This is a genomic window from Paraburkholderia monticola, assembly GCF_001580545.1.
GTDB lineage: Bacteria > Pseudomonadota > Gammaproteobacteria > Burkholderiales > Burkholderiaceae > Paraburkholderia > Paraburkholderia monticola.
Genome location: NZ_LRBG01000022.1, coordinates 35,518 through 60,323 on the forward strand (window position 1 = coordinate 35,518; position 24,806 = coordinate 60,323).

General features: G+C 65.8%; 24 protein-coding genes. 11 read left to right on the forward strand and 13 right to left on the reverse strand.

Annotated elements, in window-relative coordinates; translation table 11 throughout:
- Positions 1-4: 4 nt before the first annotated feature.
- From CI15_RS17035 to CI15_RS17050, 4 genes are read right to left on the reverse strand one after another with little or no spacing between them, the layout of a single operon-like run.
- Positions 5-922, reverse strand: a complete 918-nt coding sequence (locus tag CI15_RS17035; RefSeq protein WP_062129495.1) for an efflux RND transporter periplasmic adaptor subunit — start codon at positions 920-922, stop codon at positions 5-7.
- Positions 923-935: 13 nt separating this feature from the next.
- Entirely contained in the window at positions 936-1,136 is a 201-nt protein-coding gene (locus CI15_RS17040; protein WP_062129496.1) for a DUF1656 domain-containing protein, read from the reverse strand.
- The gene (locus CI15_RS17045; RefSeq protein WP_062129497.1) at positions 1,126-3,345 is read right to left on the reverse strand and encodes an FUSC family protein; all 2,220 of its coding nucleotides are present in this window, start codon (positions 3,343-3,345) and stop codon (positions 1,126-1,128) included. Before CI15_RS17045 ends, CI15_RS17040 begins: the two co-directional genes overlap by 11 nt.
- Positions 3,346-3,353: 8 nt before the next feature.
- Complete coding sequence (locus CI15_RS17050) at positions 3,354-4,985, reverse strand: efflux transporter outer membrane subunit (protein ID WP_062129885.1); 1,632 nt, start codon at positions 4,983-4,985, stop codon at positions 3,354-3,356.
- 155 nt (positions 4,986-5,140) lie between these two features.
- On the opposite strand from CI15_RS17050, the gene CI15_RS17055 reads away from it, so the two are divergent.
- Both CI15_RS17055 and CI15_RS37305 read left to right on the forward strand, forming a co-directional pair.
- Complete coding sequence (locus tag CI15_RS17055; protein ID WP_062129498.1) at positions 5,141-6,079, forward strand: LysR family transcriptional regulator; 939 nt, start codon at positions 5,141-5,143, stop codon at positions 6,077-6,079.
- A 197-nt stretch (positions 6,080-6,276) separates the two neighbouring features.
- Positions 6,277-6,429, forward strand: coding sequence for a hypothetical protein (locus CI15_RS37305; RefSeq protein ID WP_162842053.1), 153 nt, complete (start codon positions 6,277-6,279; stop codon positions 6,427-6,429).
- Between the two features lie 68 nt (positions 6,430-6,497).
- On the opposite strand, the gene CI15_RS17060 is transcribed toward CI15_RS37305, so the two are convergent.
- The 4 genes from CI15_RS17060 to wrbA are packed head-to-tail and all read right to left on the reverse strand — an operon-like array spanning position 6,498 to position 9,938.
- Positions 6,498-7,304, reverse strand: coding sequence for a metallophosphoesterase (locus CI15_RS17060; protein ID WP_062129499.1), 807 nt, complete (start codon positions 7,302-7,304; stop codon positions 6,498-6,500).
- Between the two features lie 52 nt (positions 7,305-7,356).
- The gene (locus tag CI15_RS17065) at positions 7,357-8,775 is read right to left on the reverse strand and encodes an FAD-binding oxidoreductase (RefSeq protein WP_062129500.1); all 1,419 of its coding nucleotides are present in this window, start codon (positions 8,773-8,775) and stop codon (positions 7,357-7,359) included.
- A gap of 52 nt (positions 8,776-8,827) precedes the next feature.
- Positions 8,828-9,325: a DUF2069 domain-containing protein gene (locus CI15_RS17070; protein ID WP_082814227.1), complete on the reverse strand. Its 498-nt coding sequence runs from the start codon at positions 9,323-9,325 to the stop codon at positions 8,828-8,830.
- Between the two features lie 10 nt (positions 9,326-9,335).
- Entirely contained in the window at positions 9,336-9,938 is a 603-nt protein-coding gene (wrbA, locus tag CI15_RS17075; RefSeq protein ID WP_062129501.1) for an NAD(P)H:quinone oxidoreductase, read from the reverse strand.
- 155 nt (positions 9,939-10,093) lie between these two features.
- Here wrbA and CI15_RS17080 point away from each other — a divergent pair, with 155 nt between their 5' ends.
- A complete protein-coding gene (locus tag CI15_RS17080; protein WP_082814228.1) occupies positions 10,094-11,407 on the forward strand; it encodes a YihY family inner membrane protein in 1,314 nt (437 codons plus the stop codon).
- 32 nt (positions 11,408-11,439) lie between these two features.
- Here CI15_RS17080 and CI15_RS17085 read toward each other — a convergent pair whose 3' ends face one another.
- From CI15_RS17085 to CI15_RS17095, 3 genes are all read right to left on the reverse strand, one after another.
- Positions 11,440-11,760: an Mpo1-like protein gene (locus tag CI15_RS17085; protein WP_062129502.1), complete on the reverse strand. Its 321-nt coding sequence runs from the start codon at positions 11,758-11,760 to the stop codon at positions 11,440-11,442.
- A 117-nt stretch (positions 11,761-11,877) separates the two neighbouring features.
- Positions 11,878-12,711: an alpha/beta fold hydrolase gene (locus tag CI15_RS17090; RefSeq protein ID WP_062129503.1), complete on the reverse strand. Its 834-nt coding sequence runs from the start codon at positions 12,709-12,711 to the stop codon at positions 11,878-11,880.
- Entirely contained in the window at positions 12,708-14,054 is a 1,347-nt protein-coding gene (locus CI15_RS17095) for an O-acetylhomoserine aminocarboxypropyltransferase (RefSeq protein WP_062129504.1), read from the reverse strand. Before CI15_RS17095 ends, CI15_RS17090 begins: the two co-directional genes overlap by 4 nt.
- 274 nt (positions 14,055-14,328) lie before the next feature.
- Here CI15_RS17095 and CI15_RS17100 point away from each other — a divergent pair, with 274 nt between their 5' ends.
- The 3 genes from CI15_RS17100 to aroC all read left to right on the forward strand — a co-directional run bounded on the left by CI15_RS17100 (position 14,329) and on the right by aroC (position 18,196).
- A complete protein-coding gene (locus CI15_RS17100; RefSeq protein WP_062129505.1) occupies positions 14,329-14,796 on the forward strand; it encodes a CBS domain-containing protein in 468 nt (155 codons plus the stop codon).
- Positions 14,797-15,073: 277 nt separating this feature from the next.
- The gene (locus CI15_RS17105; RefSeq protein ID WP_062129506.1) at positions 15,074-17,011 is read left to right on the forward strand and encodes an MFS transporter; all 1,938 of its coding nucleotides are present in this window, start codon (positions 15,074-15,076) and stop codon (positions 17,009-17,011) included.
- Positions 17,012-17,095: 84 nt separating this feature from the next.
- Positions 17,096-18,196, forward strand: coding sequence for a chorismate synthase (gene aroC / locus CI15_RS17110; protein ID WP_062129507.1), 1,101 nt, complete (start codon positions 17,096-17,098; stop codon positions 18,194-18,196).
- A gap of 174 nt (positions 18,197-18,370) precedes the next feature.
- Here aroC and CI15_RS17115 read toward each other — a convergent pair whose 3' ends face one another.
- Positions 18,371-20,044: an electron transfer flavoprotein-ubiquinone oxidoreductase gene (locus CI15_RS17115; protein WP_062129508.1), complete on the reverse strand. Its 1,674-nt coding sequence runs from the start codon at positions 20,042-20,044 to the stop codon at positions 18,371-18,373.
- A 190-nt stretch (positions 20,045-20,234) separates the two neighbouring features.
- On the opposite strand from CI15_RS17115, the gene CI15_RS17120 reads away from it, so the two are divergent.
- Both CI15_RS17120 and CI15_RS17125 read left to right on the forward strand, forming a co-directional pair.
- Positions 20,235-21,011, forward strand: a complete 777-nt coding sequence (locus tag CI15_RS17120) for an SDR family oxidoreductase (RefSeq protein ID WP_062129509.1) — start codon at positions 20,235-20,237, stop codon at positions 21,009-21,011.
- A 55-nt stretch (positions 21,012-21,066) separates the two neighbouring features.
- Positions 21,067-21,498, forward strand: a complete 432-nt coding sequence (locus CI15_RS17125; RefSeq protein ID WP_062129510.1) for an acyl-CoA thioesterase — start codon at positions 21,067-21,069, stop codon at positions 21,496-21,498.
- Positions 21,499-21,529: 31 nt separating this feature from the next.
- On the opposite strand, the gene CI15_RS17130 is transcribed toward CI15_RS17125, so the two are convergent.
- Complete coding sequence (locus tag CI15_RS17130) at positions 21,530-22,075, reverse strand: LuxR C-terminal-related transcriptional regulator (RefSeq protein ID WP_062129511.1); 546 nt, start codon at positions 22,073-22,075, stop codon at positions 21,530-21,532.
- Between the two features lie 218 nt (positions 22,076-22,293).
- Here CI15_RS17130 and CI15_RS17135 point away from each other — a divergent pair, with 218 nt between their 5' ends.
- From CI15_RS17135 to CI15_RS17145, 3 genes are all read left to right on the forward strand, one after another.
- On the forward strand, positions 22,294-22,998 hold the full coding sequence (locus CI15_RS17135; protein ID WP_062129512.1) for a CoA transferase subunit A: 705 nt from the start codon (positions 22,294-22,296) through the stop codon (positions 22,996-22,998).
- 2 nt (positions 22,999-23,000) lie between these two features.
- Entirely contained in the window at positions 23,001-23,642 is a 642-nt protein-coding gene (locus CI15_RS17140) for a CoA transferase subunit B (RefSeq protein WP_062129513.1), read from the forward strand.
- Between the two features lie 224 nt (positions 23,643-23,866).
- The gene (locus CI15_RS17145) at positions 23,867-24,781 is read left to right on the forward strand and encodes an alpha/beta fold hydrolase (RefSeq protein WP_062129514.1); all 915 of its coding nucleotides are present in this window, start codon (positions 23,867-23,869) and stop codon (positions 24,779-24,781) included.
- Positions 24,782-24,806 lie beyond the last annotated feature (25 nt).

Below are 24,806 nucleotides of genomic sequence, written 5' to 3' on the forward strand. Positions count from 1 at the left end.
AGCCTCAGCCAGCGTTGTTCGACCCAGACGCTGGCACGGCCACCGCCGCGGAACCAGTCCCCGACCCTGGCCGCACGACCACCGTGCAGGTCGTGCCGGCCGCCAGCATCACATCGGCGGGCACCGAGTCGATCTTCACGCGCACCGGCACGCGTTGCGCGAGGCGCACCCAGTTGAAGGTCGGATTCACGTCCGCGAGCAGTTCGTGGCTTTGCGGATTGTCGCGGTCGTAAATGCCGCGCGAGATGCTCTCCACGTGGCCTTGCAGCGTGCCGCCACTCATCAGCCGCACTTCGGCCTGATCGCCGACGCGCACGTGCGGCAGCTTGGTTTCCTCGAAGTAGCCATACACCCAGAACGAGTGACTATCGACGATCGCGAGCTTCGCGGCGCCGGCGCTCGCATAGTCGCCGCGGAACACGGAGAGGTTCGTCACGTAGCCGTCGACCGGCGAGACGACGCGGGTGCGCTCGAGGTTCAGCTTCGCGGCATCGAGCGCGGCGAGCGCCTGCTGGTAGGCGGCATCGGCGGCGGACGCGGTATGCGTCGCGTTTTCGCGGCTTTCCTTCGACACCACCTGCGAATCCATATCGGCACGCCGTTGCGCGTCGTCGCGCTTCATCTGCAGTTCGGCCTTGCGCGCAGCGACGGCGGCCTGCGCCTGCTCGACCGCGATCTGGTAGTGCGACGGATCGATCTGCATCAGCAGGTCGCCCTGCTTCACGAACTGGTTGTCCTTCACCGGCAGATCGACGATCGCGCCCGACACGTCCGGCGCGACGTTGACGATTTCGGCGCGCACGCGGCCGTCGCGGGTCCATGGTTCGTCCATGTAATGGACCCACAGCACGCGGCCAATCAGGATCGCGACGATGAAAATGACGGCTGTCGCGACGAAGCCCACAAGATTTCGGATGGTCATGTTTCGACTCTGATCAACGATAAACGGCGAGGCCGAGAAGGCCGCACACGGACACGAGCAAGCTGGCCCGGAACAGGGAGGGGTGCCACACCACGCGATACACGCCGGTATAGGCAATCACGCGATCGATGAGCCAGGTCAGCGCGGCGCCCGCGATGAACAGCAGCACGATGGCCGGCACATAGGCATCGAGCACGGCGATATCACGCGGCATGAGGAACTCCTTCTTCTTCTGACGCGCCCGAGCGCGCGCCGATCGCCGAGGCGAGCGGCGACTGCGGATCGAGCAGCGCGGTACGGATGAAATGCAGTTGACTGAGAATGCGCAGCAGCTGGTGGCGTTCGTCGCGCGAGGGCGTGAAGCCGGCCATCATCTGCTGCACGTCGGCGATCGCGTCGGCGGTTGCCGCGAGCGCGCGCGCGAAGTGCTGTTCCTGCGGCCGCTCGAACAGCGCCGCGAGCGCGTCGAGCAACGCGCGCAGTGTGACCCGCCACGGCGCCGCCTTGTGGTAACGCGGCGCGTCGGGCAGCGTCGCCACCTCGCGGCGCAGATCGATTACCGCGTTGCCGACTTCGAGGACCGAAAAGAGCCAACGCAGCGTGTCGCGCTTCGTCTCAGGCTCGTTCGGCGACAGCGAATTGATCTGGAACATCAGATCGCGCGCGCCGCTCTCGAAGCGCGAGCGCACCCGTGCCAGACCCGCTCGGCCGGCCAGCACCACCTGGCGGCGCAGGTCGACGAGCAGGCGGTTGCGCAGCCACGGCGTCGACGGCGGCAGCAGCACCGCGAACGCGATCGACGACACCAGCATCGACAGCACCAGCGCGAGCGCATCGTTCATGAACGAGCTCGGGTCGTAGTGCATCACGTTGTCGGGCCCGGCGAGGAAGCAGAAAAAGATGCAGTAGCCGACGCCGTAGCCCGCGAGCCTGGGACGCGTGGTCATGAACACGCCGAGCAGCAGGAACGGCGTGAGCGCGACGCACAGCATCGCGAAGCCGTCGATGTGCGGATACACGCCGAACACCGCGATCATGCCCATCAGCGTGGCGAGCAGCGTACCGCCGGCCATCTGGAACGCGGTGCGCTTCGGATCGGGCGCCGACGACGCGAGCGCGCACACGGCCGCCGCGTTCAGCGTCAACGTCGAGCCGCTCGGCCACGCGGTCGCGATCCAGAACGCGCCGAGCACCATCATCACGATGGTGGCGCGCAGGCCGGCGACGCCGGCCGCGATCGCGTTGGTCTTCGGCTCGTAGCGCTCGATCCAGCGTTCGCGCGCGTGCGTGTCGACCGCGAGCGAGGCGTAGGTCGCCGCGTACGCGTGCAGGTCGTCGATGAAGCGGTACAGCAGCTCGGCAGCGGTGTCGAAATCGAGCAGCGGGGCGTCGGGGTGCGTTTCGAGCGCGTTGCGCGTCGCCCGTACACGCTTGGGCAGCTCGCTGCGGTACGTGTCGAGTTGAGCGGCGGCGTGCGCGGCGTCGGCCGCGGAGAGCACCGGCTCGCCCGACTTCGCCAGCAGCGGCGCGATCTCCTTGAAGTACGGCTCGAGCGCGGCGATCGCAATCGACGCGCCGTGCGTGCCGGTCTCGCGCAGACGGTTCATCAGCTGATGCAGCGCGTGAAAGCGCGTCGACGCAGTCATGAACTCGCTGTTCAGGCGCGCGAGGCGCCCGCCGCGCATGCGCGAATCGGGGCCTTCGAACACGGCGACGCTGCGCGCGGCCTCGAAGCCGACGATGTCGGCGACGAAGCGCGCATTGGTCGCCTCGATCTGGGCGCGGTCGTTGCGCCCGGCAAGCGACGCCGACACATACTCGACGAACGCCGAGAAACGCGCGCGCACGGTGCTGCGCATCTGCAGTCCGGCGAACTGCGGGAACACGAGACCACTGACCGCGCCCGCGCAGACGATGCCGATCACCACTTCGGCGACCCGGGTGAGCGCGCTCAGGAACGCGCCATCCGGATGCTGCGACGCCGGGATGCCGATCAGCGCGGCCGTGTAGCCGGCCAGCACGAAGCCGTACGAACGGAAGTTGCGGTTGCGCGCGGCGCCCGCGGTACAGATGCCGACCCAGATCGCCGTCGAGATGATGAACAGCTCCGGCTGCTGCGCGAACAGGCCGATCAGCGCGAGCATCACGACGAGCCCGACCAGCGTGCCGCAGATCCGGTAGAAGCTCTTCGCGAACACCGCGCCGCTTTGCGGCTGCATCACGATGAACACGGTGGTCATCGCGGTGCGCGGCTGCGGCAGATCGAGCTTCATCGCGAGGCCGAGCGCGAGGAAGCACGCGGCCAGCGCCTTGCACAGATAGATCCACACGAGGCCGTCGGTGCGCGCCCAGTGGGCGGCGGCTTCGTAGAGCGCGACGAGCGACCCGGGGCGCGCGGTCGATGAGGAGGGCGAGGCGGACATGGCCTTCCTTATTTGGCCGCGGGCGCGTTCGGGGCGCGCGAGGCCGTGGTGGTGGTGGCGGGGGTGCCGGGCTTCGCGTTCACAGCCGCAGCGGCATCCGCTTTCGCCGCATCGCTACCCGCTTCGGCGCTGTTGCCACCGTTGCCGCTCTTGCCCTTGCCATGCGCCGGCAACGTTTCGCTTTCCTGCGGACCGTTGGCCGGATCGTCGAGGCCGCCGCCGAGCGCCGTCATCAGCGACGCGTGCGCGCCGAGCCGCTCGGCCTGCACCTTCGCGACGCCTTCCTGCGCGCGCAGCAGCTGGTTTTGGGCGATCAGCACGTTCACATAATCGGTCAAGCCGCGGCGGTAGCCCTCGCGCGACAAGTCGTAGTTCTTGCGCGCGGCGGCGACCGAGCGGTCGGCGTCGTCGGCCTGGGTGGTCAGCGAACGGATGCGGATCACCTGGTCGGAGATGTCCTTGAGCGCACCCACGATCGACTGGTTGTAACGCTCGACGGCCTCGTCGTAGCCCGCCGACGCCGCGCCGAGCTGCGAGCGCAGCCGGCCGCCGTCGAAGATCGGCAGCGTCAGCGCGGGACCCACGCTCCAGCTATGCGACTCACTCTTCAGGAACTGGAACAGCGGCCCCATCGCCGCATAGCCGCCGATCGAGGCGAGCAGGTTGATATCCGGATAGAACCCGGCCTTCGCGACGTCGATGCCGCGCGCCTGCGCGGCGACCGTCCAGCGTGCCGCGACCACGTCCGGCCGGTGGCCGATCAGATCGGCCGGCAGCGCGGCCGGCAGCCCGGCGGGCGCGGCGAGCGACAGCGCCGGGCGCTGGATCGTGTCGCCCGCGCCCGGCCCCTTGCCCGCGAGCGCGGCCAACTGGTTGCGGCCGAGCGCGATCTTCTCCTCGATCGCGTCGATCTGGCGTTCGTACTCGGGCAGCGGCGTTTCGGCCTGGCTCACTTCGAGCTGCGTGCCGATGCCGCCCTTCAGGCGCCGGTTCGCGAGATCGACGATCTGCTGCTGTTGCTGCAGTGTCTGCTTCGCGATGTCGAGCAACGCGTAGTTCAGCGACATCTCGACATAGGTGCGCACGACGTTCGCCTGCAGTTCCAGCTGCGCGGCGCGCGCGTCGGCGGCACTGGCGTGCGCGAGGTCGAGCGCGCGCTCGGCGGCGTTCTTGTCCTTGCCCCAGAAGTCGAGGTGATAGGCGAGGCCGAGCGTGCCGGTGTTGTTCCACGACTGTTCGCCCGCGAGCGGCCCGGGGCCGTAATAGACATTGTCGGCCCACTGCTGACGTTGGATCGACAGGCTGCCGTTGACTTGCGGCGCGAGTGCCGCGCGCGCGACGCCGGCCATCGACGCGGCCTCGCGCACGCGCGCCTGCGCGGCCGCGAGGCTCGGATTGCCGGCCTGCGCGTCGGCGATCCACTGGTTCAGCTGCGGGTCGTCATACGAGCGCCACCAGTCGGTGGCGGGCCACTGCGCATCGGCGTTGGCGGCGCGGATCGCGTTGCCGGCGTCGAGTGACGAAGGGTTGATCGTTTGCGTTTGCGGCGCGACGCCTCCGGTACTTGCACATCCGGCGATTGTTAATAGGATCGTAAGAACCGCGGCTGCGGCGATCCCTTTGGGTACCGGAGACTGCACGATTTCCTCCAAAATTGACTATAGAAGCTTGCGTGCAATTATATTTTTTGATCGATTGGGGAATAACCGGTAAAGATGCAAGGCATTCTTACGAGACATGAGATAATTGCCATTGCTGATCGTGTAACAATCGCTGCCGATCATTGGGGATAGGTATGGACACGCTTCAAAACATGCGCGTTTTCGTCCGCGTCGTCGAAGCAGGCAGCTTCACGGGCGCCGCGCAGCATCTGAATACGACGACGGCCTACGCGTCGCGCGCGGTTTCCGATCTGGAAGCGCATCTGCGCACGCGGCTGTTGAACCGGACCACGCGCCGCATCGCGCTGACGGAGGCCGGCGAGCGCTATCTGCAGCGCTGCGAGCAGATTCTCGCGTACGTGGATCAGGCGGAGGCCGAGGCGAGCGACGCGCACGCGCGTCCGTCCGGCAAACTGAAGGTCCACGCGATGACGAGCTTCGGCCAGCACTATGTGGTGCCGGCCGTGGGCCGTTACCAGGAGCGCTACCCGGACGTGCACATCGAACTGACGCTCGCCCAGCGCATGCCCGATCTGCTCGACGAAGGCTTCGACGTGTCGTTGACGCTGGCGACCGGCCTGCCGGATTCGGGGCTCGTGTCGCAGCGCCTGGGCAGCGCGTTCAGCATTGCGTGCGCCTCGCCGGCGTACCTCGAGCGGCACGGCGTGCCGCAAACGCCCACGGACCTTGCGCAGCACACCTGCCTGCAGATGGTTTCGCCCGTGTATCCGCCGGACAAATGGACCTTCGACGGCCCGAACGGCGAGGAAACCATCGCGTTCGGCGCAACGACGTTCCAGGTGAACGTGGCGGAGGCAATGGTCAAGGCCGTCTCACAGGGCATGGGCGTCGCGCTGATTCCGATCTACTCCGCGATCAGCGGTTTGCGCAGCGGCGAGCTGGTGTGGCTGCTGCCCGAGTACATGTCGCAGCAGATGAATCTATATGCGCTGTATCCGTCGCGGCAGTATCTGGACGCGAAGATCCGCACATGGGTCGAATTCCTGCGCGACGAGTTGCCTTCCACGCTCGCGGCCGATCAGGAAGAGTTGCGCAAATTCGCGCGAACCTGAACGCGTGTTCTCCATGCGTTGACGTTCGAGTGGCGCGTGGCGTGACAGCCTGTTACACACGCGCCGCGTCGCAACATTTCTTTACTTCTCGCGCGCAATCGATTTGCTAACGTGTCGTTCACGCGTCGCCGCTTTGGCTGGACGCGCTGGATTCGCCGCCGTTCGGCACCTCGCAACCACTGAAGGACGACACATCCATGGATACGCACCTGATGATCGGCTTGGCCGTCATGTTTGGACTGATCGGCGTCGCCGCTTCGCGCGATCTGCTGCGCCGTATGCGTGAACAGCAGCCGCAACTCGTGCCGGTCGAGGTCGAGTCACCGGATGCGCCGCGGCGCGAGCGGTGAGAGGCGGGCGCGGGTCGAGCGCATGCAGCCGCCCGGCTGAAAACCGCTAGCATCCCGGTAGCACCCCGCTAGATCTCGACAACCTTGTCCCACGCAAACTGCGGATTTTCCCACTGGCGCGTGCGCCGGTCGAAATAGCCGCGCGGATTGCACACGACGCGCGTGCCGTCCACCACATAGTCGAACGACGTATGCGTGTGGCCATGAATCCACAACGCAACGGGCGCGCGCACGAGCTCCGGCAGATGATTGACGAAGCCCGCCGACACGCGGTCCTCGGCAAAGCGCTCGGCCAGACTCAGCCGATGCGGCGCGTGATGCGTCACCACGATCGTGTGGCCGGCGAACGGCTTGGCCAGCTCGCTTTCGAGCCAGGCGCGCGCATGCCGGTGCAGCGCCAACGAATCGGCCGGTGTGAAGTCGCGCGCGGTGTCGCGCGGATCGTGCGGCCAGTTCATCTGGATCAGCCCGCGGTAATCGAGCATGACCTTGCGCGCGGCGGCGATTGATTCCTCGATTGCCTCGGGGGTCGCCCCGTACAGCGCGAAATCGGTCCACAACGTCGTGCCGAGCACGCGCCAGCGGCCCTGGGGATCGACCAGCGTGGCGTTGTTCAGCACGTGCACGTTGTCGACCTGGGCGGCCGCGTCGAAGAGGGCGCTTTCCAGCGCGCCGAACTCGCCGTCGTAATACTCGTGATTGCCCGGCACGTAGATGACCGGCACCGCGTCGTCGAACGCCTGCGCGGCCCAGCGCGGGCCGGCCGCATGATTGTGGATATCACCCGCCAGCACGACCAGATCCGCCTGCGCATGCGGGATCAGCTCAGGCTCATCCATTTCCAGATGCAGGTCGGACAACACGCGAATCTTCACGGACGCAACTCCTCGGAAACGCCTGCGCGCCGGACCGCGAAGGCTTCAAACCTTAGCGTAGCACCTTGCCCGGATTCATCAGGTTCAGCGGATCGAGCGCCTGCTTGATCGCGCGCATCATTTTCACTTCGACGTCCTGCTTGTAGTGTGCGGCTTCGTCGATCTTCAACTGACCGATCCCGTGTTCCGCGCTGATGCTGCCGCGATGCGCGTGCACGCTGTCGTAGACGATCCGGTTGATCGGGCTCTGGTACTCCCGCAGAAATGACTTCGCATCGACACCCTCGGGCGCCTGCACGTTGTAGTGCAGATTGCCGTCGCCGAGATGGCCGAACGTGACCATGCGCGCGCCGGGTGCGGCTTGCGCGATCGCGGCATCGGTCGTCTCGATGAAATGACCGATGCGCGAGATCGGCACCGCGATATCGTGCTTGATGTTCAACCCTTCCTCGGCCTGCGCGAGCGGGATGTGCTCGCGCAGATTCCAGAACGCGCGCGACTGCGCGAGGTTTTCCGCGACCACCGCGTCTTGCACGAGATCCTGTTCGAGCGCGGTTTCCATCAGCCCCTCGAACAACGTGCGCGCGTGCTGTTCGCTTTCGCTGTCCGACAGTTCGAGCAGCACGACCTGAGCGTGCGGCTCGGCGAACGGATAACGCATCTGCTCGAAATGCCGGCCGACGAGACGCAGGCAAAAATCCGACATCAACTCGAAACCGGTCAGCAACGGCCCGGCGACGCGCTGCGTGAGCGCGAGAAAATCGAGCGCCGCATGCGGCGACGCGAGCGCGGCGAGCGCTGTGACGCGCGCGGCCGGTTGCGGATGCAGCTTCAGCACCGCTGCGGTGATGAGACCGAGCGTACCTTCCGCGCCGATGAACAGGTCGCGCAGATCGTAGCCGGTGTTGTCCTTGCGCAGCCCGCGTAGACCGTCCCACAGTTCACCTTGCGGCGTCACCACTTCGAGGCCGAGACAGAGCTCGCGCGTATTGCCGTAGCGCAATACGCCCGTGCCGCCCGCGTTGGTCGACAGATTGCCGCCGATCGTGCAGCTGCCTTCGGCGGCGAGGCTCAGTGGGAACAGACGCCCGGCGGCTTCGGCGTGCTTCTGCACGTCGGCGAGGATCACGCCGGCTTCGACGGTGATCGTGTTGTTGTGCGGATCGATGTCGCGCATGCGATTCAGGCGGCGCAGGCTGATGACCGCCTGCGCGCCGCTCGCGTCGGGCGTCGCGCCGCCCGCGAGGCCCGTGTTGCCGCCCTGCGGCACCAGCGCGACCCGATGCTCGACGGCGAGCCTGACGAGCGCGGCGGCTTCGGCGGAAGTGGCCGGGCACAGCACCGCGCAGGCCGCGCCGGTGTAACGGCGGCGCCAATCGGTCAGGTAGGGCGCGGTGTCGTGCGAATCGGTCAGTACGTGGGCCGTGCCGATGGCGTCGCGGCAGGCGGCGAGAAAAGCGTCGTGAGTCATGGGGGCGGTTGGCGGTGTCAGGGGCGGGCAGCGGGTTCGGGCGTTATAGGCGTCAGGCGGGCGGGGGCGGCTCGCCGGCGGCATGTTTTGCAGCCCGCTTTGCCGCGCGCTTGAAGGGGCCGACATACGCAAGCGTGCAGGTAAAGAAGATCACGGCAAGCGCCGCTTGCAGCCAGCCGAGCCGAGCGCTCAGGCCATGCTCGCTCCAGCCGCGCACGACGCCTTCGGCAAAATACAGCAGGATCAGCATCGACGCCCATTGCATCGTATAAAGCCGGCGTCGCCACACGCCCGGCAACGCGGAGAGCAGCGGCAAGGCCTTCAGCACGAGCAGCGAGCCGCCGGGCCGCAGCGGCGCGAGCCACCATTCCCAGGCGACGGCAAGCGCGATCATCGCGACCAGCGTGAAGGCGGCGACGAGCGCGGCGGCGGCTTTGGGGTGCACGGGCACGCTGGTGGCGGTGGCCGCCACGTTTGCGGCGAATTCAGTGCCGCGCGTGTCGCGACGGGCGGCGTCGCGCGCGGACGGTTGCAGATCCGGTTCGTTCACGGCTCGACGCTCACGGTCTGTCGGACATCGACGCCGCCGTGCGCGCCACGCGCGCGCCGAGCGCAATCGCCAGCGTCCGTTCTTCGGCGGAGATGCCTTGCCCGGCCGTGCCCGCGCGCGCGAAGTGCGACGCGCCGTAGGGCGTGCCGCCGGTTTGCGTGGTGGACAGCGCGCTCTCGGTGTACGGAATGCCGACGATCAGCATGCCGTGGTGAAGCAGCGGCAGCATCATCGACAGCAGCGTGGATTCCTGGCCGCCGTGCAGGCTGCCGGTCGAGGTGAACACGCAGGCCGGCTTGCCCGACAGCGCGCCCGACAACCACTGCGGCGTGGTGCCGTCGAGAAAGTATTTGAGCGCGGCCGCCATGTTGCCGAAGCGGGTCGGCGAGCCGAGCGCGAGGCCCGCGCATTCTTCGAGGTCGCGCAGTTCGACGTACGGCGGTCCTTCGGCGGGGATGTCGGGCTCGCTCGCCTCGCAGACCGTGGAAACCGCCGGCACGGTGCGCACGCGCGCCTGCATGCCGGGGACGCTGTCGATGCCGTGCGCGATCGCCAGCGCAAGCTCGCGCGTGGCGCCGTGACGGCTGTAATAGAGCACGAGAATGTCTTTCATAGGCCTCATTGGTGAACGGGTATTATAGGGGCTCGGTCCGTTGCACAGTCCACTCATGGCCGTTCGGCCAGGTGGTTCGGCCGGGTGGTTCGGCCGCTTTTCGCGCGGGGTTTCCGCGCGCTTCGTCTGGCGGTTCAGCAAGCAAGGAGGCAGGTTTGTTGGTTAGGGTGCGTTTCGATCTCGATACGCTCAAACGTCTCGCGCAATTCGCCGCGCAACGCATCGGTGAGGACAGGATTCCGCAGGTCGCGGGCAGCTTGACGTTCACGACGATGCTCGCGCTCGTGCCGCTCGCCACCGTCGCGTTTGCGCTGTTCACCGCGTTTCCGATCTTCAGTTCGTTCCAGGCGTCGCTGCAGTTTTTTCTCGCCGACCACCTGATGCCCGCGCAGCTGAACGATCAGATCTTCAAGTATCTGAACCAGTTCGCGTCGAAGGCCAAAGGGCTGACGACGATCGGCATGATCGTGCTGTTCGTCACCGCGGTGATGACGATGATGACCGTCGAGTCCGCGTTCAACGTGATCTGGCGCGTGCGCAAGGCGCGGCCGGTCGCGCAGCGCATCCTCGTCTACTGGGCCATCATCACGCTCGGTCCGATCCTGATCGGCGTGAGTCTGTCGATCTCGTCGTATCTGTTCACGCAATCGATGACGTTTAGCGCCGCGCAGCGCATCACGCCGCTGATCGAATGGGCGCTCGCGAGCGCCACGCTGCCGTTTACCATGCTCGCGTTCACGATTCTTTACGTTTATCTGCCGAACTGCCGCGTCGAATGGCGTGATGCGGTGGTCGGCGGCGTGATTGCCGCGATTGCCTTCGAGCTCGCCAAGCGCGGTTTCGGCTACTACGTGCGCCGCATTCCGACCTATACGGCGGTGTATGGCGCGTTCGCCGCCGTGCCGCTGTTCCTGCTGTGGATGTACCTGTGCTGGTTCATCACGCTGACCGGCGCGATGATCGCGTCGGCGTTGCCGGCGATTCGCATCGGCCAGTTTCATCGCCCGGTGTTCTATGGCAGCAATCTGTTCGATTCGCTCGAACTGCTCGCGCGGTTGTGCGAAGCGCGCGAGGCCGGCAGGCGCGGTTACACGATGCCCGAACTCGCACGCATGCTTCGCCGCGACATGGATACGACGCAGACCCTGCTGCAGCGGCTCGAAGAAATAGAGTGGATCGCGCGGCTGGAGGAGAGCGATACCGGCCCGCACTTCGTGTTGCTCGCGAACCCGGCGCAGGTGACCGTGCAACGGCTGTACGACCTGTTCGTGATCGATCGCGCGGAGCTCACGTATCAGCTCGAACTCGACTCCACGCGCACGGACGGCGCCATGCTGCTCGGTGCGCTCGAGAACGACAAGCTGAAGGTGACGCTCGCCGCGTTGCTCGCGTCGCGCGCGGCGGCGAGAGCGGCGCAATTCGGGGACGGCGAGCGCGCGGCGGCTTCGATGCCGCATCAGGCGGCGTGATAGGGCGGCCCGGCGTCGGGTTGCCCGGCGAACTACAGCGAAATCTTCCCCACACAGATGTCCTTGAACATCACCCAGTCGCCCATCAGGCTGTAAAACGGATGACGGAAGGTGGCCGGCTTGTTCTTTTCAAAGAAGAAATGGCCGACCCACGCGAAGCCATAGCCGCAGATCACGGCCGCCGGCACCCATAACCAGTTGCCGGTGGCGAGCGCCATTGCGAGACAGCCGATCACGCCGAGCGAGCCGATGAAATGCAGCCGCCGCGACACGATGTTGCCATGCTCGCTCAGATAGTACGGATAAAACTCCGCGAAGCTCGCGAAGTGATCGCTATGCGCGGTATGAGCCATGACGGCCTCCGGAGGCTGAAAAAGACAGCTTCGAACATTCTCCGGCGATCGCCCGCCTAACGCAACCTGGCCATTCGGCGGATGGTGGCGCGGGTTCGGCGCGGGTATCGTGGCCATTCAGTGCGCTTCGCGCGGTGGCCGCGAGGCGAAGCTGTAGAGCGCGTCCAGCGTCGCGTCGGGTTGCTCGGACATCAGCGCGTGACCCGCCTCGAGCGTGATGGTGTCGTTCGGCACGCCTGCCTGCGCGAGCGCATCGGCCAGTGCTTTCGCCGCGCGTGGCGGCGTCATGGCATCGCGCCGGCCGACGATCAGACGCGTTGCGCAACGCAGCTGCGCCGCGCGGGCGAGGCCGTCCGCATAGGTGTGGCAGGCGGTGAAATCGGTGTGGAACAGATGCGCTTCGCCGCTGGCGGAGACGTGCTCCATCAGCCGCTGGTTCATGCCGTGCAGCCAGAAGCCGGGGCCGGGGCAGGAGGGCTTCGCGGCAAGCGTCGAATGCGTCCACTCGTTGACCATCTCGATGGCTTCGGGCTCGCGGTTGAGCGCGGCGTCGAGCAAGGCGTCGGAGACGCTCATGGGCAGCGCGGTCGCGAGCAGCGCGAGGTGGGTCGCGCGCTGCGCATAGCGGCCGGCGAAGTCGAGCGCGATCAGCGAGCCCATGCTGTGGCCGGCCACAAACGCGCGCTCGACGCCCACGGCGTCGAGCAGCGCGGCGAGCCAGTCGGCCAGCGCGGCGATGCTGCTGAGCGCGGGGCTGGCGCTGCGGCGGTGGCCCGGCAGATCGACCGCCAGCACGCCGAAGCCGTGGTGCGCGAAGTAGCGGCTTTGCAGTGCCCACACGCTGTGATCGTGCTCGGCGCCGTGGATGAAAACGGCGGTGGGCAGGCGCGCGTCGAAGGTTTTGCCGCCGGTGTAGGCATAGGCCGGTTTGCCTTGAACGGTGACGATCATGCGGACTCCGGGCGGGAAGGGGCGCGGGTGGCGACGGGGGCGGTCGGGGCGGTCGCTGCGGCTTTTTGCGCGGCCTTCAGCGCGCGCTTCAGATCGTCGATCAGGTCGTCCGGATCTTCGAGGCCAATCGACAGACGGATCGTGCCTTCCGCGATTCCGGCGGCCGCGAGCGCGGCGGCGTCCATGCGGAAATGCGTCGTCGACGCCGGGTGGATCACCAGTGAGCGCGCGTCGCCGACGTTGGCGAGGTGCGAAAACAGCGTGAGCGCTTCGATGAAGGCACGCCCGGCCGCACGATCGCCGCGCAGGTTGAAGCTGAACACCGCGCCGGCGCCGCGTGGCAGCAGGCGCTTCGCGAGCGCGTGGTCCGGATGGGTCGGCAGCTCGGGGTAGGCGACGGATTCGACCGCGGCATGAGCGGCGAGAAACTCGACCACGCGTCTCGTATTGGCGACGTGTCGCTCCATGCGCAACGGCAGCGTCTCGATGCCTTGCAGCAGTTGCCACGCGGCCTGCGGGTGCAGGCACGCGCCGAAGTCGCGCAAGCCTTCGCGGCGCGCGCGCAACAGGAATGGCGCGACCGTGCTTTCCTCGGCGAACACCATGCCGTGAAAGCCCTCGTACGGCTCGGTGAATTCGGGAAAGCGGCCGGATGCCTCGAAGTCGAACGTGCCGCCGTCGACCAGCACGCCGCCGATCGTCGTGCCGTGGCCGCCGAGAAACTTGGTCGCTGAGTGATAGATGAAGTCGGCGCCGTGCTCGAAGGGGCGCAACAGGTACGGTGTCGTGAAGGTCGAGTCGACCAGCAACGGCACGCGGTGCCCGTGCGCGATCTGCGCGAGCGCGGCGATGTCGAGCACGTCGAGGCCCGGATTGCCGAGCGTTTCGCCGAATAGCAGGCGCGTGTTGGGGCGCAGCGCGGCGCGCCAGGCGTCGAGGTCGCCGGGCTTCACGAAGGTCGTCTCGACGCCGAAGCGCGGCAGCGTGTAATGCAGTAGATTGTGCGAGCCGCCGTACAGCGCGCTCGAGGCGACGATGTGCGAGCCGGCGCCCATCAGCGTCACGATCGCCAGATGCAGCGCGGCCTGGCCGCTTGCCGTGCCGATCGCGCCGGCGCCGTTTTCGAGCGCGGCGACGCGTTCCTCGAACACGGCGACGGTCGGATTCGAGATCCGCGAGTAGACGTGGCCGGCGCGCTCCATGTTGAACAGCGCGGCGGCGTGATCCGAGTCGCGGAACGAAAACGAGGTGGTCTGGTAGATCGGCGTCGCGCGCGCGCCGGTGGCGGGGTCGGGGGCTGCGCCGGCGTGCAGCGCAAGCGTATCGAAACGGTTGGCGGACATCGTGGGCGGCGGGCCGCGAACGGCCTCGCGAAAGATCAGGGTAGGGCGGCCATCCTAACATTGGCGCACACTGCTTCAAGCGCGGTTTTCCCGCGGGTTCGTCCTGCGTGTGCGGGGAGCGCGGTATGCGCGCGATCCGCAAGTCATAGGAATTCGAACTCGCGAAGGCCCGCCGGGCCTTGGTGGGCGGTCCGCTTTCCTTTTATGGGCCTTTCCGCTAGGATCGAAAAACAATTTCATGCACTGCAAGATTGGCGGTATCAGGAGATAGATCATGCGAGTCAGCGACATTCTTAAAGTCAAGGGCAACACCCTTTTTACGGTCACGCCGGATACCACGCTGCATGACGCCGTCAATACCATGGCCGAGCACGACATCGGCTCGCTCGTGGTGATGGAATACGGCGACCTCGTCGGCATGCTGACGTTTCGCGAAATCATCATGACCTTGAGCGAGAACGGCGGCAGCGTCGGCACCTCGACGATCCGCAAGGTGATGGACGACCACCCGCTCACCTGCACGCCCGAAACCGACGTCAACGAAGTGCGCCGCATGATGCTCGAGCATCACGTGCGTTATCTGCCCGTCATGGAAAGCCGCACGCTGATGGGCGTCATCTCGTTTTACGACGTGGCGAAGGCGGTGGTCGAGGAGCAGGGTTTCGAGAACCGCATGCTGAAGGCCTATATCCGCGACTGGCCGGAAGAGCAGGAAGGACAGGACCCGCAGCCGGCGCGCTGATGCGCGTGGCTCGAACGTCGCGCTCCGGCCGTCACCGCGAGCGCGACTCCATCGGCAGGGCGCGCGCGCAAGCGGGCGCTTTTTTTGTGTCCTGCTCCGTGTCGGGCTCTGGCGCGGGTCGGCCACGGGCCAACCGGACGACTGACAGCCTGATCACCGCCAACCTTTCGCGCCACGCGCAGGCTCGTGCGCGCGTCGCAACGATTCCACTGACCACCGCGTCGGCCGCTTTATTGCCCTCTTCATTGCCCTCTTTTCGCGCCGTTCTCCAGAGTTCATGAACGATCGTCCGTTGCCTGCCGCCCGTCGCGCCACTCGCGCGCACGAAACGCATGAATCCCAGTTCCGCCTCCTAGGCCAGCGCCGTTTCGGGCCGTTCTTCTGGACGCAGTTTCTCGGCGCGATGAACGACAACGTGTTCAAGATCGGCTTCACGTCGCTCGTCACGTATCAGGCGGCGCGGTTTTCGGGCGTCGACCCGAAGACCGCGGCGTTCCTGATCTCAGCGATTTTCATTCTGCCGTTCGTGCTGTTCTCGGCCACCTCCGGCCAGATCGCGGACAAGTACGACAAGGCGTTGCTCACGCGCCTCGTCAAGACGTTCGAGATCGCGGTGATGCTGGTCGGCGGCGCGGGGTTCTGGCTGCACAGCGCGCCGTTGCTGTACCTGTGCACGTTCCTGATGGGCGTGCATTCGACCGTGTTCGGGCCGGTCAAGTATTCGTATCTGCCGCAGCATCTGTCGAAGGCGGAGCTGGTCGGCGGCAACGGCATGGTCGAGATGGGCACTTTCGTCGCGATCCTGGTCGGCACGATCGTCGGCGGCGCGGGAGCGGGATTCGCCGAGCATGGCGCGGTGGTGCTGGCTTGCGCGTGTATCGCGATCGCGCTGATCGGGCGCGCGGTGTCGGGCTTCGTACCGGCTACGCCCGCGCCGCAGCCCGAATTGCGCATCAACTGGAACCCCGTCAGCGAAACGTGGCGCAATCTGAAGCTCGCGCACGAAAACCGCACGGTGTTTCTGAGCCTGCTCGGCATTTCGTGGCTGTGGTTCGTCGGCGCCACCTTTCTCGCTTCGTTCTTCAATTTCGCGAAGGATGTGCTGTCCGCCGATCCCGACGTCGTGACCGTGCTGCTCGCCACGTTTTCGCTCGGCATCGGGCTGGGCTCGCTGTTGTGCGAACGGCTTTCGAAGCGGCGTATCGAAATCGGCCTCGTGCCGCTTGGATCGATCGGCATGAGCGTGTTCGCGATCGATCTTTTCTTCGCGAGCCACGCGCTGCCGCCGGCGGGGCACTTGCTGAGCGTCGGCGAGTTTCTCGCGCGGCTCGTGCATTGGCGCGTGCTCGCCGATCTGTTCCTGCTCGCGATGTTCGGTGGCTTCTACAGCGTGCCGCTCTACGCGCTGATCCAGAGCCGTAGCCAGCCGAGCCATCGCGCGCGCATCATCGCCGCGAACAATATCCTCAACGCGCTGTTCATGATCGTCTCGGCGCTGATGGCGATGGGCCTGACCACGGCGGGCTTCAGCATTCCGGCGATCTTCCTCGTGACCGCGCTGCTGAACGTGGTCGTCGCGGCCTACATCTATTCGCTCGTGCCCGAGTTTCTGCTGCGCTTCATCGCGTGGCTGCTGGTGCATACGTTCTACCGGATCCGGCTCGTGCATGCGGAGCGGATTCCGGAGGAGGGCGCGGCGGTGCTCGTGTGCAACCACGTCAGCTTCGTCGATGCGATCGTCATCATGGCCGAAAGCCCGCGGCCGATCCGCTTCGTGATGGACCACGAGATCTTCCGCTCGCCGTTCGTCGGCTGGCTGTTCCGCCATGCGAAGGCGATTCCGATCGCGCCCGCGCATCAGGACGCGGCGCTGCTCGCGCGTGCCTACGAGTTGTGCGCGCAGGCGCTCGCCGACGGCGAACTCGTCTGCATCTTTCCCGAAGGCAAGCTGACTCGCACGGGCGATCTGAATCCGTTTCGCCACGGCGTGAGCGAGATCGTCAGGCGCTCGCCGGCGCCGGTCATTCCGATGGCGCTGCGCGGTCTGTGGGGCAGCGTGTTCTCGCGCGCGGTTGATGCGCACTGGCCGCGGCCGATCAGAAAAGGCGTGATGAGCCGGCTGAGCCTCGCGGTCGGTGAGCCGATCGACCCTGTGCTCGCGACGCCGGAGAAGTTGCAGCAGCTCGTGACCGAGCTGCGCGGCGCGCGCAAATAGCGCCCATCGCTGCCGCCACGCCCGTCTTCGATGCGAGCGGGCTGGCATAATAGCGTTCTCCCCGCATTTCTTTGGACGACGCCCATGTCCGGCAATACGCTCGGTACGCTTTTCACTGTCACGACCTTCGGCGAATCGCATGGCCCCGCTATCGGCTGCGTGATCGACGGCTGCCCGCCGGGCATGGCGCTCAGCGAAGCCGATATCCAGTTCGAACTCGATCGCCGCAAGCCGGGCACGTCGCGCCATGTGACGCAGCGCCAGGAAGAGGACAAGGTCGAGATCCTGTCGGGCGTGTTCGAAGGTCAGACCACCGGCGCGCCGATCGCGCTGCTGATCCGCAATACCGATCAGCGCAGCAAGGACTACGGCAACATCGCCGAGACGTTCCGCCCCGGGCACGCCGACTACACCTACTGGCACAAGTACGGCATTCGCGATTACCGCGGCGGTGGACGGTCGTCCGCGCGGCTGACGGCGCCGACCGTCGCGGCGGGCGCGGTCGCGAAGAAGTGGCTGCGCGAGAAGTTCGGCACCGAAATTCGCGGCTATATGGCCGCGCTCGGCGAGATCGACGTGCCCTTCGTCGACTGGGCGCAGGTGCGCGAAAACCCGTTCTTCGTGCCGAACGCCGAAATCGTGCCGCAGCTCGAAGCGTATATGGACGCGCTGCGCAAGGACGGCGATTCGATCGGCGCGCGCATCAACGTGGTCGCCTCCGGTGTGCCGGTCGGCCTCGGCGAGCCGCTGTTCGACCGCCTCGACGCCGACATCGCGCACGCCATGATGGGCATCAACGCGGTGAAGGGCGTCGAGATCGGCGCGGGTTTCGCGAGCGTGGCGCAACGCGGCTCGGTGCATGGCGACGAGCTGACGCCGGAGGGCTTCGTCGGTAATCACGCGGGCGGCGTGCTCGGGGGTATTTCGACGGGGCAGGACATCACGGTGTCGATCGCGATCAAGCCGACCTCGAGCATTCGCACGCCGCGCCGTTCGATCGACAAGGCCGGGCAGCCGGTCGTCGTCGAAACCTTCGGGCGGCACGACCCGTGCGTCGGCATTCGCGCGACGCCGATCGCCGAGTCGATGCTCGCGCTCGTGCTGATCGATCACGCGCTGCGCCATCGCGCGCAATGCGGCGACGTGGCCGTCAGCACGCCGAAGATCGCGGCGAGTGCGCCCTAACGCCGACTCGGTCCTGCTATTGACGGCGAACGAGCCGCCATAAAAGGGAATAGGGAAGGGGCGAATGAAGCGCGCAAGCCAGCGCGCGGATGACAGCGCGAACGCGCTATCGAAATTTGCCTTCACGCCGCTGCCGGTTTCCGCACAGCGCCGCGAAGGCAAACAGCACATCCATTACATATTCGGATAGTTCGGGCCGCCACCGCCTTCCGGCGTGACCCACACGATGTTCTGCGTCGGGTCCTTGATATCGCAAGTCTTGCAGTGCACGCAGTTCTGCGCGTTGATGACGAGCCGCTCGTTGCCTTCGTCGTTCTTCACGAACTCGTACACGCCTGCCGGGCAATAACGCGACTCCGGTCCCGCATAGGTCTGCCAGTTCACGTTGACCGGCACGGTCGGATCTTTCAGCGTCAGGTGCGCCGGCTGATTTTCCTCGTGATTCGTGTTCGAGATGAACACCGAAGAAAGCCGATCGAACGTCAGCTTGCCGTCCGGCTTCGGATACGTGATCGGCTTGCACTGCGAAGCCGGCTTCAGCATCTCGTGATCGGAATGCTGGTGATGCAGCGTCCACGGCACATTGCCGCCGAGCAGCTTCTGCTCGAGACCGACCATCAGCGTGCCGAGGTAGAGACCCTTGCTCATCCACTGCTTGAAGTTACGCGCGCGATACAGCTCGGTGTACAGCCACGAGGTTTTGAACGCTTCCGGGTACGCAATCAGTTCGTCCGCCTGACGACCGGCCTGCACGGCGTCGAACGCGGCGTCGGCCGCGAGCATGCCGGTCTTGATCGCGGCGTGCGAACCCTTGATGCGCGACGCATTCAGGAAGCCCGCGTCGTCACCCACCAGCGCGCCGCCCGGGAACACCAGCTTCGGTAGCGACAGCAGGCCGCCGGCGGTGATCGCGCGCGCGCCGTACGACACGCGCTTGCCGCCTTCGAGAATCGTGCGGATCGCCGGATGGGTCTTGTAGCGCTGGAACTCCTCGAACGGCGACAGATACGGATTCGAATAGCCGAGGCCGACCACGAAGCCCACCACCACCTGGTTGTTGTCCATGTGATACAGGAACGAGCCGCCGTACGTGTCGTTTTCGAGCGGCCAGCCGGCCGTGTGCATGACCAGACCCGGTTTGTGCTTCGCCGGATCGATCTCCCACAGCTCCTTGATGCCAAGGCCGTAGATCTGCGGATCGACGCCGTCACGCAGCTTGAACCGCTCGTTCAACTGACGGCCGAGATGCCCGCGCGCGCCTTCGCAGAACAGCGTGTACTTCGCGTGCAGTTCCATGCCGAGCTGGAAGTTCTCGGTCGGCTCGCCGTCCTTGCCGATGCCGAGGTTGCCGGTCGCGACGCCCTTGACCGAGCCGTCGTCGTGGTAGAGCACTTCGGCTGCCGGAAAGCCCGGGAAAATCTCGACGCCGAGCGCCTCGGCCTGCTGACCCAGCCAGCGCGTCACGTTCGCGAGGCTGATCACGTAGTTGCCGTGATTCTTGAAATTGTCCGGTAACGCCCAGGTCGGCACGCTCTTCGAGCCGGTTTCGGTCAGGAACAGGAAGCGGTCTTCGGTGACGTCGACCGTCAGCGGCGCGCCTTTTTCCTTCCAGTCCGGGATCAGCTCGGTCAGCGCGCGGGGGTCCATCACCGCGCCCGACAGGATATGCGCCCCAATCTCCGAGCCTTTTTCGAGTACGCACACGCCAAGCTCGACGCCTTTTTCCGCCGCGCGCTGCTTCAGGCGAATCGCCGCCGACAGGCCCGCAGGGCCGCCGCCGACGATCACGACGTCGTACTCCATCGACTCGCGCGGGCCGTACTGCTCGATGAGACTTGCGGGGGTCATTGATGCTGCTCCTCTTACCGTTAGAATACTTTTTTCGGGTTCGTATTGTGGGCGATCGATCCCCGCCCCGCAACCCAAAGGCCATAGATTAGCACGACCGTACTATTTCATGATACGGTATAGACCCTTAGTCGCGGTCCTACCGAACCCGTCAACCGCAGTTGTCATTACAACCGAAGAAGGAAAGACAATGGGCCGTTCGATCAATCTGGAAGGCAAGGTCGCGCTGATTACGGGCGCCTCGAGCGGGTTGGGCAAGCGCTTCGCGCAGGTGCTGTCGCAGGCGGGCGCGAAGGTCGTGCTGGCGAGCCGACGTACGGAGCGGCTCAAGGAGCTGCGCGCGGAAATCGAGGCCTCTGGCGGCGCCGCGCACGTCGTGTCGCTCGACGTGACCGATTACCAGAGCATCAAATCGGCGGTCGCGCACGCGGAGACGGAAGCCGGCACGATCGACATCCTCGTCAACAACTCGGGCGTGTCGACGACGCAGAAGCTCTCCGAGGTCACGCCGGCGGACTTCGAATATGTGTTCGACACGAACACGCGCGGCGCGTTTTTCGTCGCGCAGGAAGTCGCCAAGCGCATGATCATGCGCGGTAGCAGCACGCAGAAGCCGTCGTACCGGATCATCAACATCGCGTCGATGGCGGGCTTGCGCGTGCTGCCGCAAATCGGCCTGTATTCGATGAGCAAGGCCGCGGTCGTCCACATGACGAAGGCGATGGCGCTCGAATGGGGCAAGCACGGCATCAATGTCAACGCGATCTGCCCGGGCTATATCGACACTGAGATCAACCATCACCACTGGTCGACCGACCAGGGGCAGAAGCTCGTGGCGATGCTGCCGCGTCATCGCGTCGGCAAACCGGAGGATCTCGATGGGCTCCTGCTGCTGCTCGCGGCCGACGAATCGCAGTTCATCAACGGCTCGGTGATCGTCGCCGACGACGGTTTCGGGCTCGCGTGAGCAGGCAGTCAAACGTTTCACATATCAGTCAGCAAAGGAACAACGGAAGTACAGAATGAACGATTTTCACGCAGTTTTCGAAATGAGAATGCCGATCCGCTGGGGCGACATGGACGCATTCGGTCATGTGAACAATACGGTCTATTTCCGCTATATGGAGCAGGTGCGGATTTCGTGGTTCGAGCATATGGACTTTCTCGGCGAGCGCGCGGACGGGCAGGGGCCGGTGATCGTGAATGCGTCGATGGAGTTTCTGAAGCAACTGCACTATCCGGGCGACGTGATCGGCCGGATGTCGGTGGCGACGCCGGGGCGCAGCAGCTTCGATACGGCTTTCGAACTGCTGCGCGCCGATGAGCCCGACACCCTCTATGCGCGCGGGGCGGCGCGATGCGTGTGGATCGACTACGCCGCGGGCAAGTCGGTGCCGGTACCCGATGTGCTGCGCGCGGCCATCGAGGGCGCGGCGCTCGTGAAGGAGGCCTGACCCCGCGGCCGCGCGCTTCAACCTCCCTTTCTCAATCCCCGAGCAGTCGCTGCAACAGCTCGGTCGCATTGCCCGTGTCGTATTTGCGCATGAGCCGCGCGCGGTACACGTCGACCGTGCGCGGGCTGATGTCGAGCACGCGGCCGATCTGCTTGCTGGTCTTGCCGGTCACCAGTTGCGCGGCGATTTCACGCTCGCGCGGCGTGAGTTCCACCGCGACGCGCCGGGTCGCGCTCAGATCCTCGAAGGTCCAGACGCCCGCCGCGTGCGGGTCGGTGCGCAGCTGCGCGCGGCCCGTCACGTGACACCAGAACAGCTCGCCATTCGCGCGCTTCATGATGCGGTCGTCGGCGTAGCTGCCGTGCGCGGTCATGATCGGCGGAATGCGCGCGCCGATCCGCTCGAACTCGTCCGCCGACGGATACAGCACCTGGAACGACTGGCCGATCAGCGCCTCGCGCGCGTAGCCGAAGATCGACGCGAGCTGGTCGTTGCAGTCTTCGATGGTCCGGTCGCGCGACAGCACGAGTCCGATCGGTGCGAGGTAAAAGGCGGTGCGGTAATCCAGGGCGGACATGGGTGGGTGGGAAGTACTTATGTAGTTTTGCGTATTGTGCCGTATGGCGGGCCCAGCGTACTCTTTCGGGAGATGACAACGCGGCGCATGCTGCGGATGACTAGAATGACGTAGCGGTATCGCGAAGCGACGTGAAGTTCGCCAGTTGCGGTATCAGCTGTAATGATCCGGCGGCCTGCGTACAGGTCTCGGGTTTCCATAAAGGAAGGGACAAACACATGAACAAGGTCTATCCAGGCGCCGCCGAGGCGCTGAAGGACATCGTCAAGGACGGGCAGACGTTTGCCGTCGGCGGCTTCGGGCTGTGCGGCATTCCTGAGGCGCTGATCGCGGCGCTGCGCGATTCGAAGGTGCAGGGCATCACCTGTATCAGCAACAACGCGGGCGTCGACGGTTTCGGCCTTGGGTTGCTGCTCGAGACGCGCCAGATCAAGAAGATGATCTCGTCGTACGTCGGTGAGAATAAGGAGTTCGAGCGCCAGTACCTGGCCGGCGAACTCGAGCTCGAATTCACGCCGCAGGGCACGCTTGCCGAAAAGCTGCGCGCGGGCGGCTCGGGCATCCCCGCGTTTTTCACCAACACCGGCTACGGCACGCAGATCGCCGAGGGCAAGGAAACCCGCCAGTTCGGCGACAGGCACTACGTGCTCGAACATTCGCTGACCGCCGACGTCGCGCTCGTCAAGGCATGGAAGGCCGACAAGTCCGGCAACCTGATCTATCGCCGCACCGCGCGCAACTTCAATCCGATGTGCGCGATGGCGGGCCGCATCACCGTCGCGGAAGTCGAAGAGATCGTCGAAGTGGGCGAGCTCGATCCGGACGCGATCCACACGCCCGGCATCTTCGTGCAACGCATCGTGCTGAATGCGCATCCGGAAAAACGCATCGAACAACGCATCGTCCGCGCGAAAGGAGACTGATCATGGCATGGACTCGTGATGAAATGGCCGCGCGCGCGGCGAAGGAACTGCAAGACGGTTTTTACGTGAACCTCGGCATCGGGCTGCCCACGCTGGTCGCCAACCACGTGCCGGCGGGCGTCGAAGTGTGGCTGCAGTCGGAGAACGGCTTGCTCGGCATCGGCCCGTCGCCGACCGAAGACGAAGTCGACGCCGACCTGATCAACGCCGGCAAGCAGACGGTGACGACGCTGCCGGGCTCGTCGATTTTCTCGTCGGCGGATTCGTTCGCGATGATTCGCGGCGGCCACATCAACCTCGCGATTCTCGGCGCGATGCAGATCAGTAAGAGCGGCGACCTGGCGAACTGGATGATCCCCGGCAAGATGATCAAGGGCATGGGCGGCGCCATGGACCTGGTGGCGGGCGTCAAGCGCGTGGTCGTGCTGATGGAGCACGTGGCGAAGGGCGACCAGCACAAGATCCTCGAAGAATGCACGCTGCCGCTGACGGGCGTGGGCGTGGTCGACGAGATCATCACCGATCTCGGCGTGATCGAAGTGACGCAAAACGGCCTGAAGGTGACGGAGCTCGCGCCGGGCGTGAGCGCCGAGGAGATCCAGGCGAAGACCGGCGCGCCGCTCGATGTGAGCGCGGTGAGCTGACGCGGGTTGAAACGCTGCGCTGCGCGGTGCGACCGCGCGGCGGCAACGGTGTGGTTTGGACGGGCGAGACGTGAGTCTCGCCCGTTCTGTTTTTTGCGCGCGTCGCCGCAGGCGCGCGACGGCTGGATCGACCTCCCTAAGTCTTCTGGCCGATGCTTGTCACGCGAGGAAGCGGTTTACAATCGTTCGAGCCCAATCCGCAGCACCTTTGCAAGGACCCCCAGATGAGCGCAACGACTTCCGCTTCCACCGCCGGGCGGCCCGCGCCGCGTCAACGTTACGTGCAGTGCGCGAGCGCCGCGGGCCTGCATCGCGTCGCCTATACCGAATGGGGTGACCCGGACAATCCACGGGTGCTGGTGTGCGTGCATGGTCTCACGCGATCGGGGCGCGATTTCGATCGCCTCGCCGCCGACTTCGCCGATAGCTATCGGGTGGTCTGCCCGGACGTGGTCGGCCGGGGCTTGTCGTCGTGGCTCGCGAACCCCAACTTATATGCGGTGCCGCAGTACGTCGCCGATATGGTTACGCTGATCGCCCGGCTCGATGTCGACACGGTCGACTGGTTCGGCACGTCGATGGGCGGTTTGATCGGCATGGGGCTCGCCGGCCTGCCCGACACGCCGATTCGCAAGCTGCTGTTGAACGACGTCGGGCCGCATCTGGAACCGGTCGCTGTCAAACGCATCGGCGACTACCTCGGCAAGCCCGCGCGCTTCGACACGCTGCAGCAAGGTGTCGACTACGCCGCGCAACTCGCGCAGAGCTTCGGTCCGCTGACGCCGGACGAGTGGCGCGAAATCAATACGCCGTTGCTGCGCGAGGACGGCGGCGCGTGGGTGCTGCGCTACGACCCGCGCATCGCGCAGCCATTCGCGGCGGTCACCGAGGAGGCGGCGAAGCTCGGCGAGGCGGCACTGTGGCATTCGCTCGCGTCGTTCCAGAGGCCGGTGCTGGTGGTGCGCGGCGAGCAGTCGGATTTGCTGTCGCGTGAAACGGTGGCGAAGATGGTGTCCGCGGGACGTGCGGTATCGAGCGTGGAAATCGCGGGCGTCGGGCATGCGCCGGCGTTTCTGGCGCCAGACCAGATCGCGCTCGCGAGGGAGTTCTTCATCGGGCCGGCCGCGAACGCGTCATAATATTGAGTTGCGCACGACATCGCCA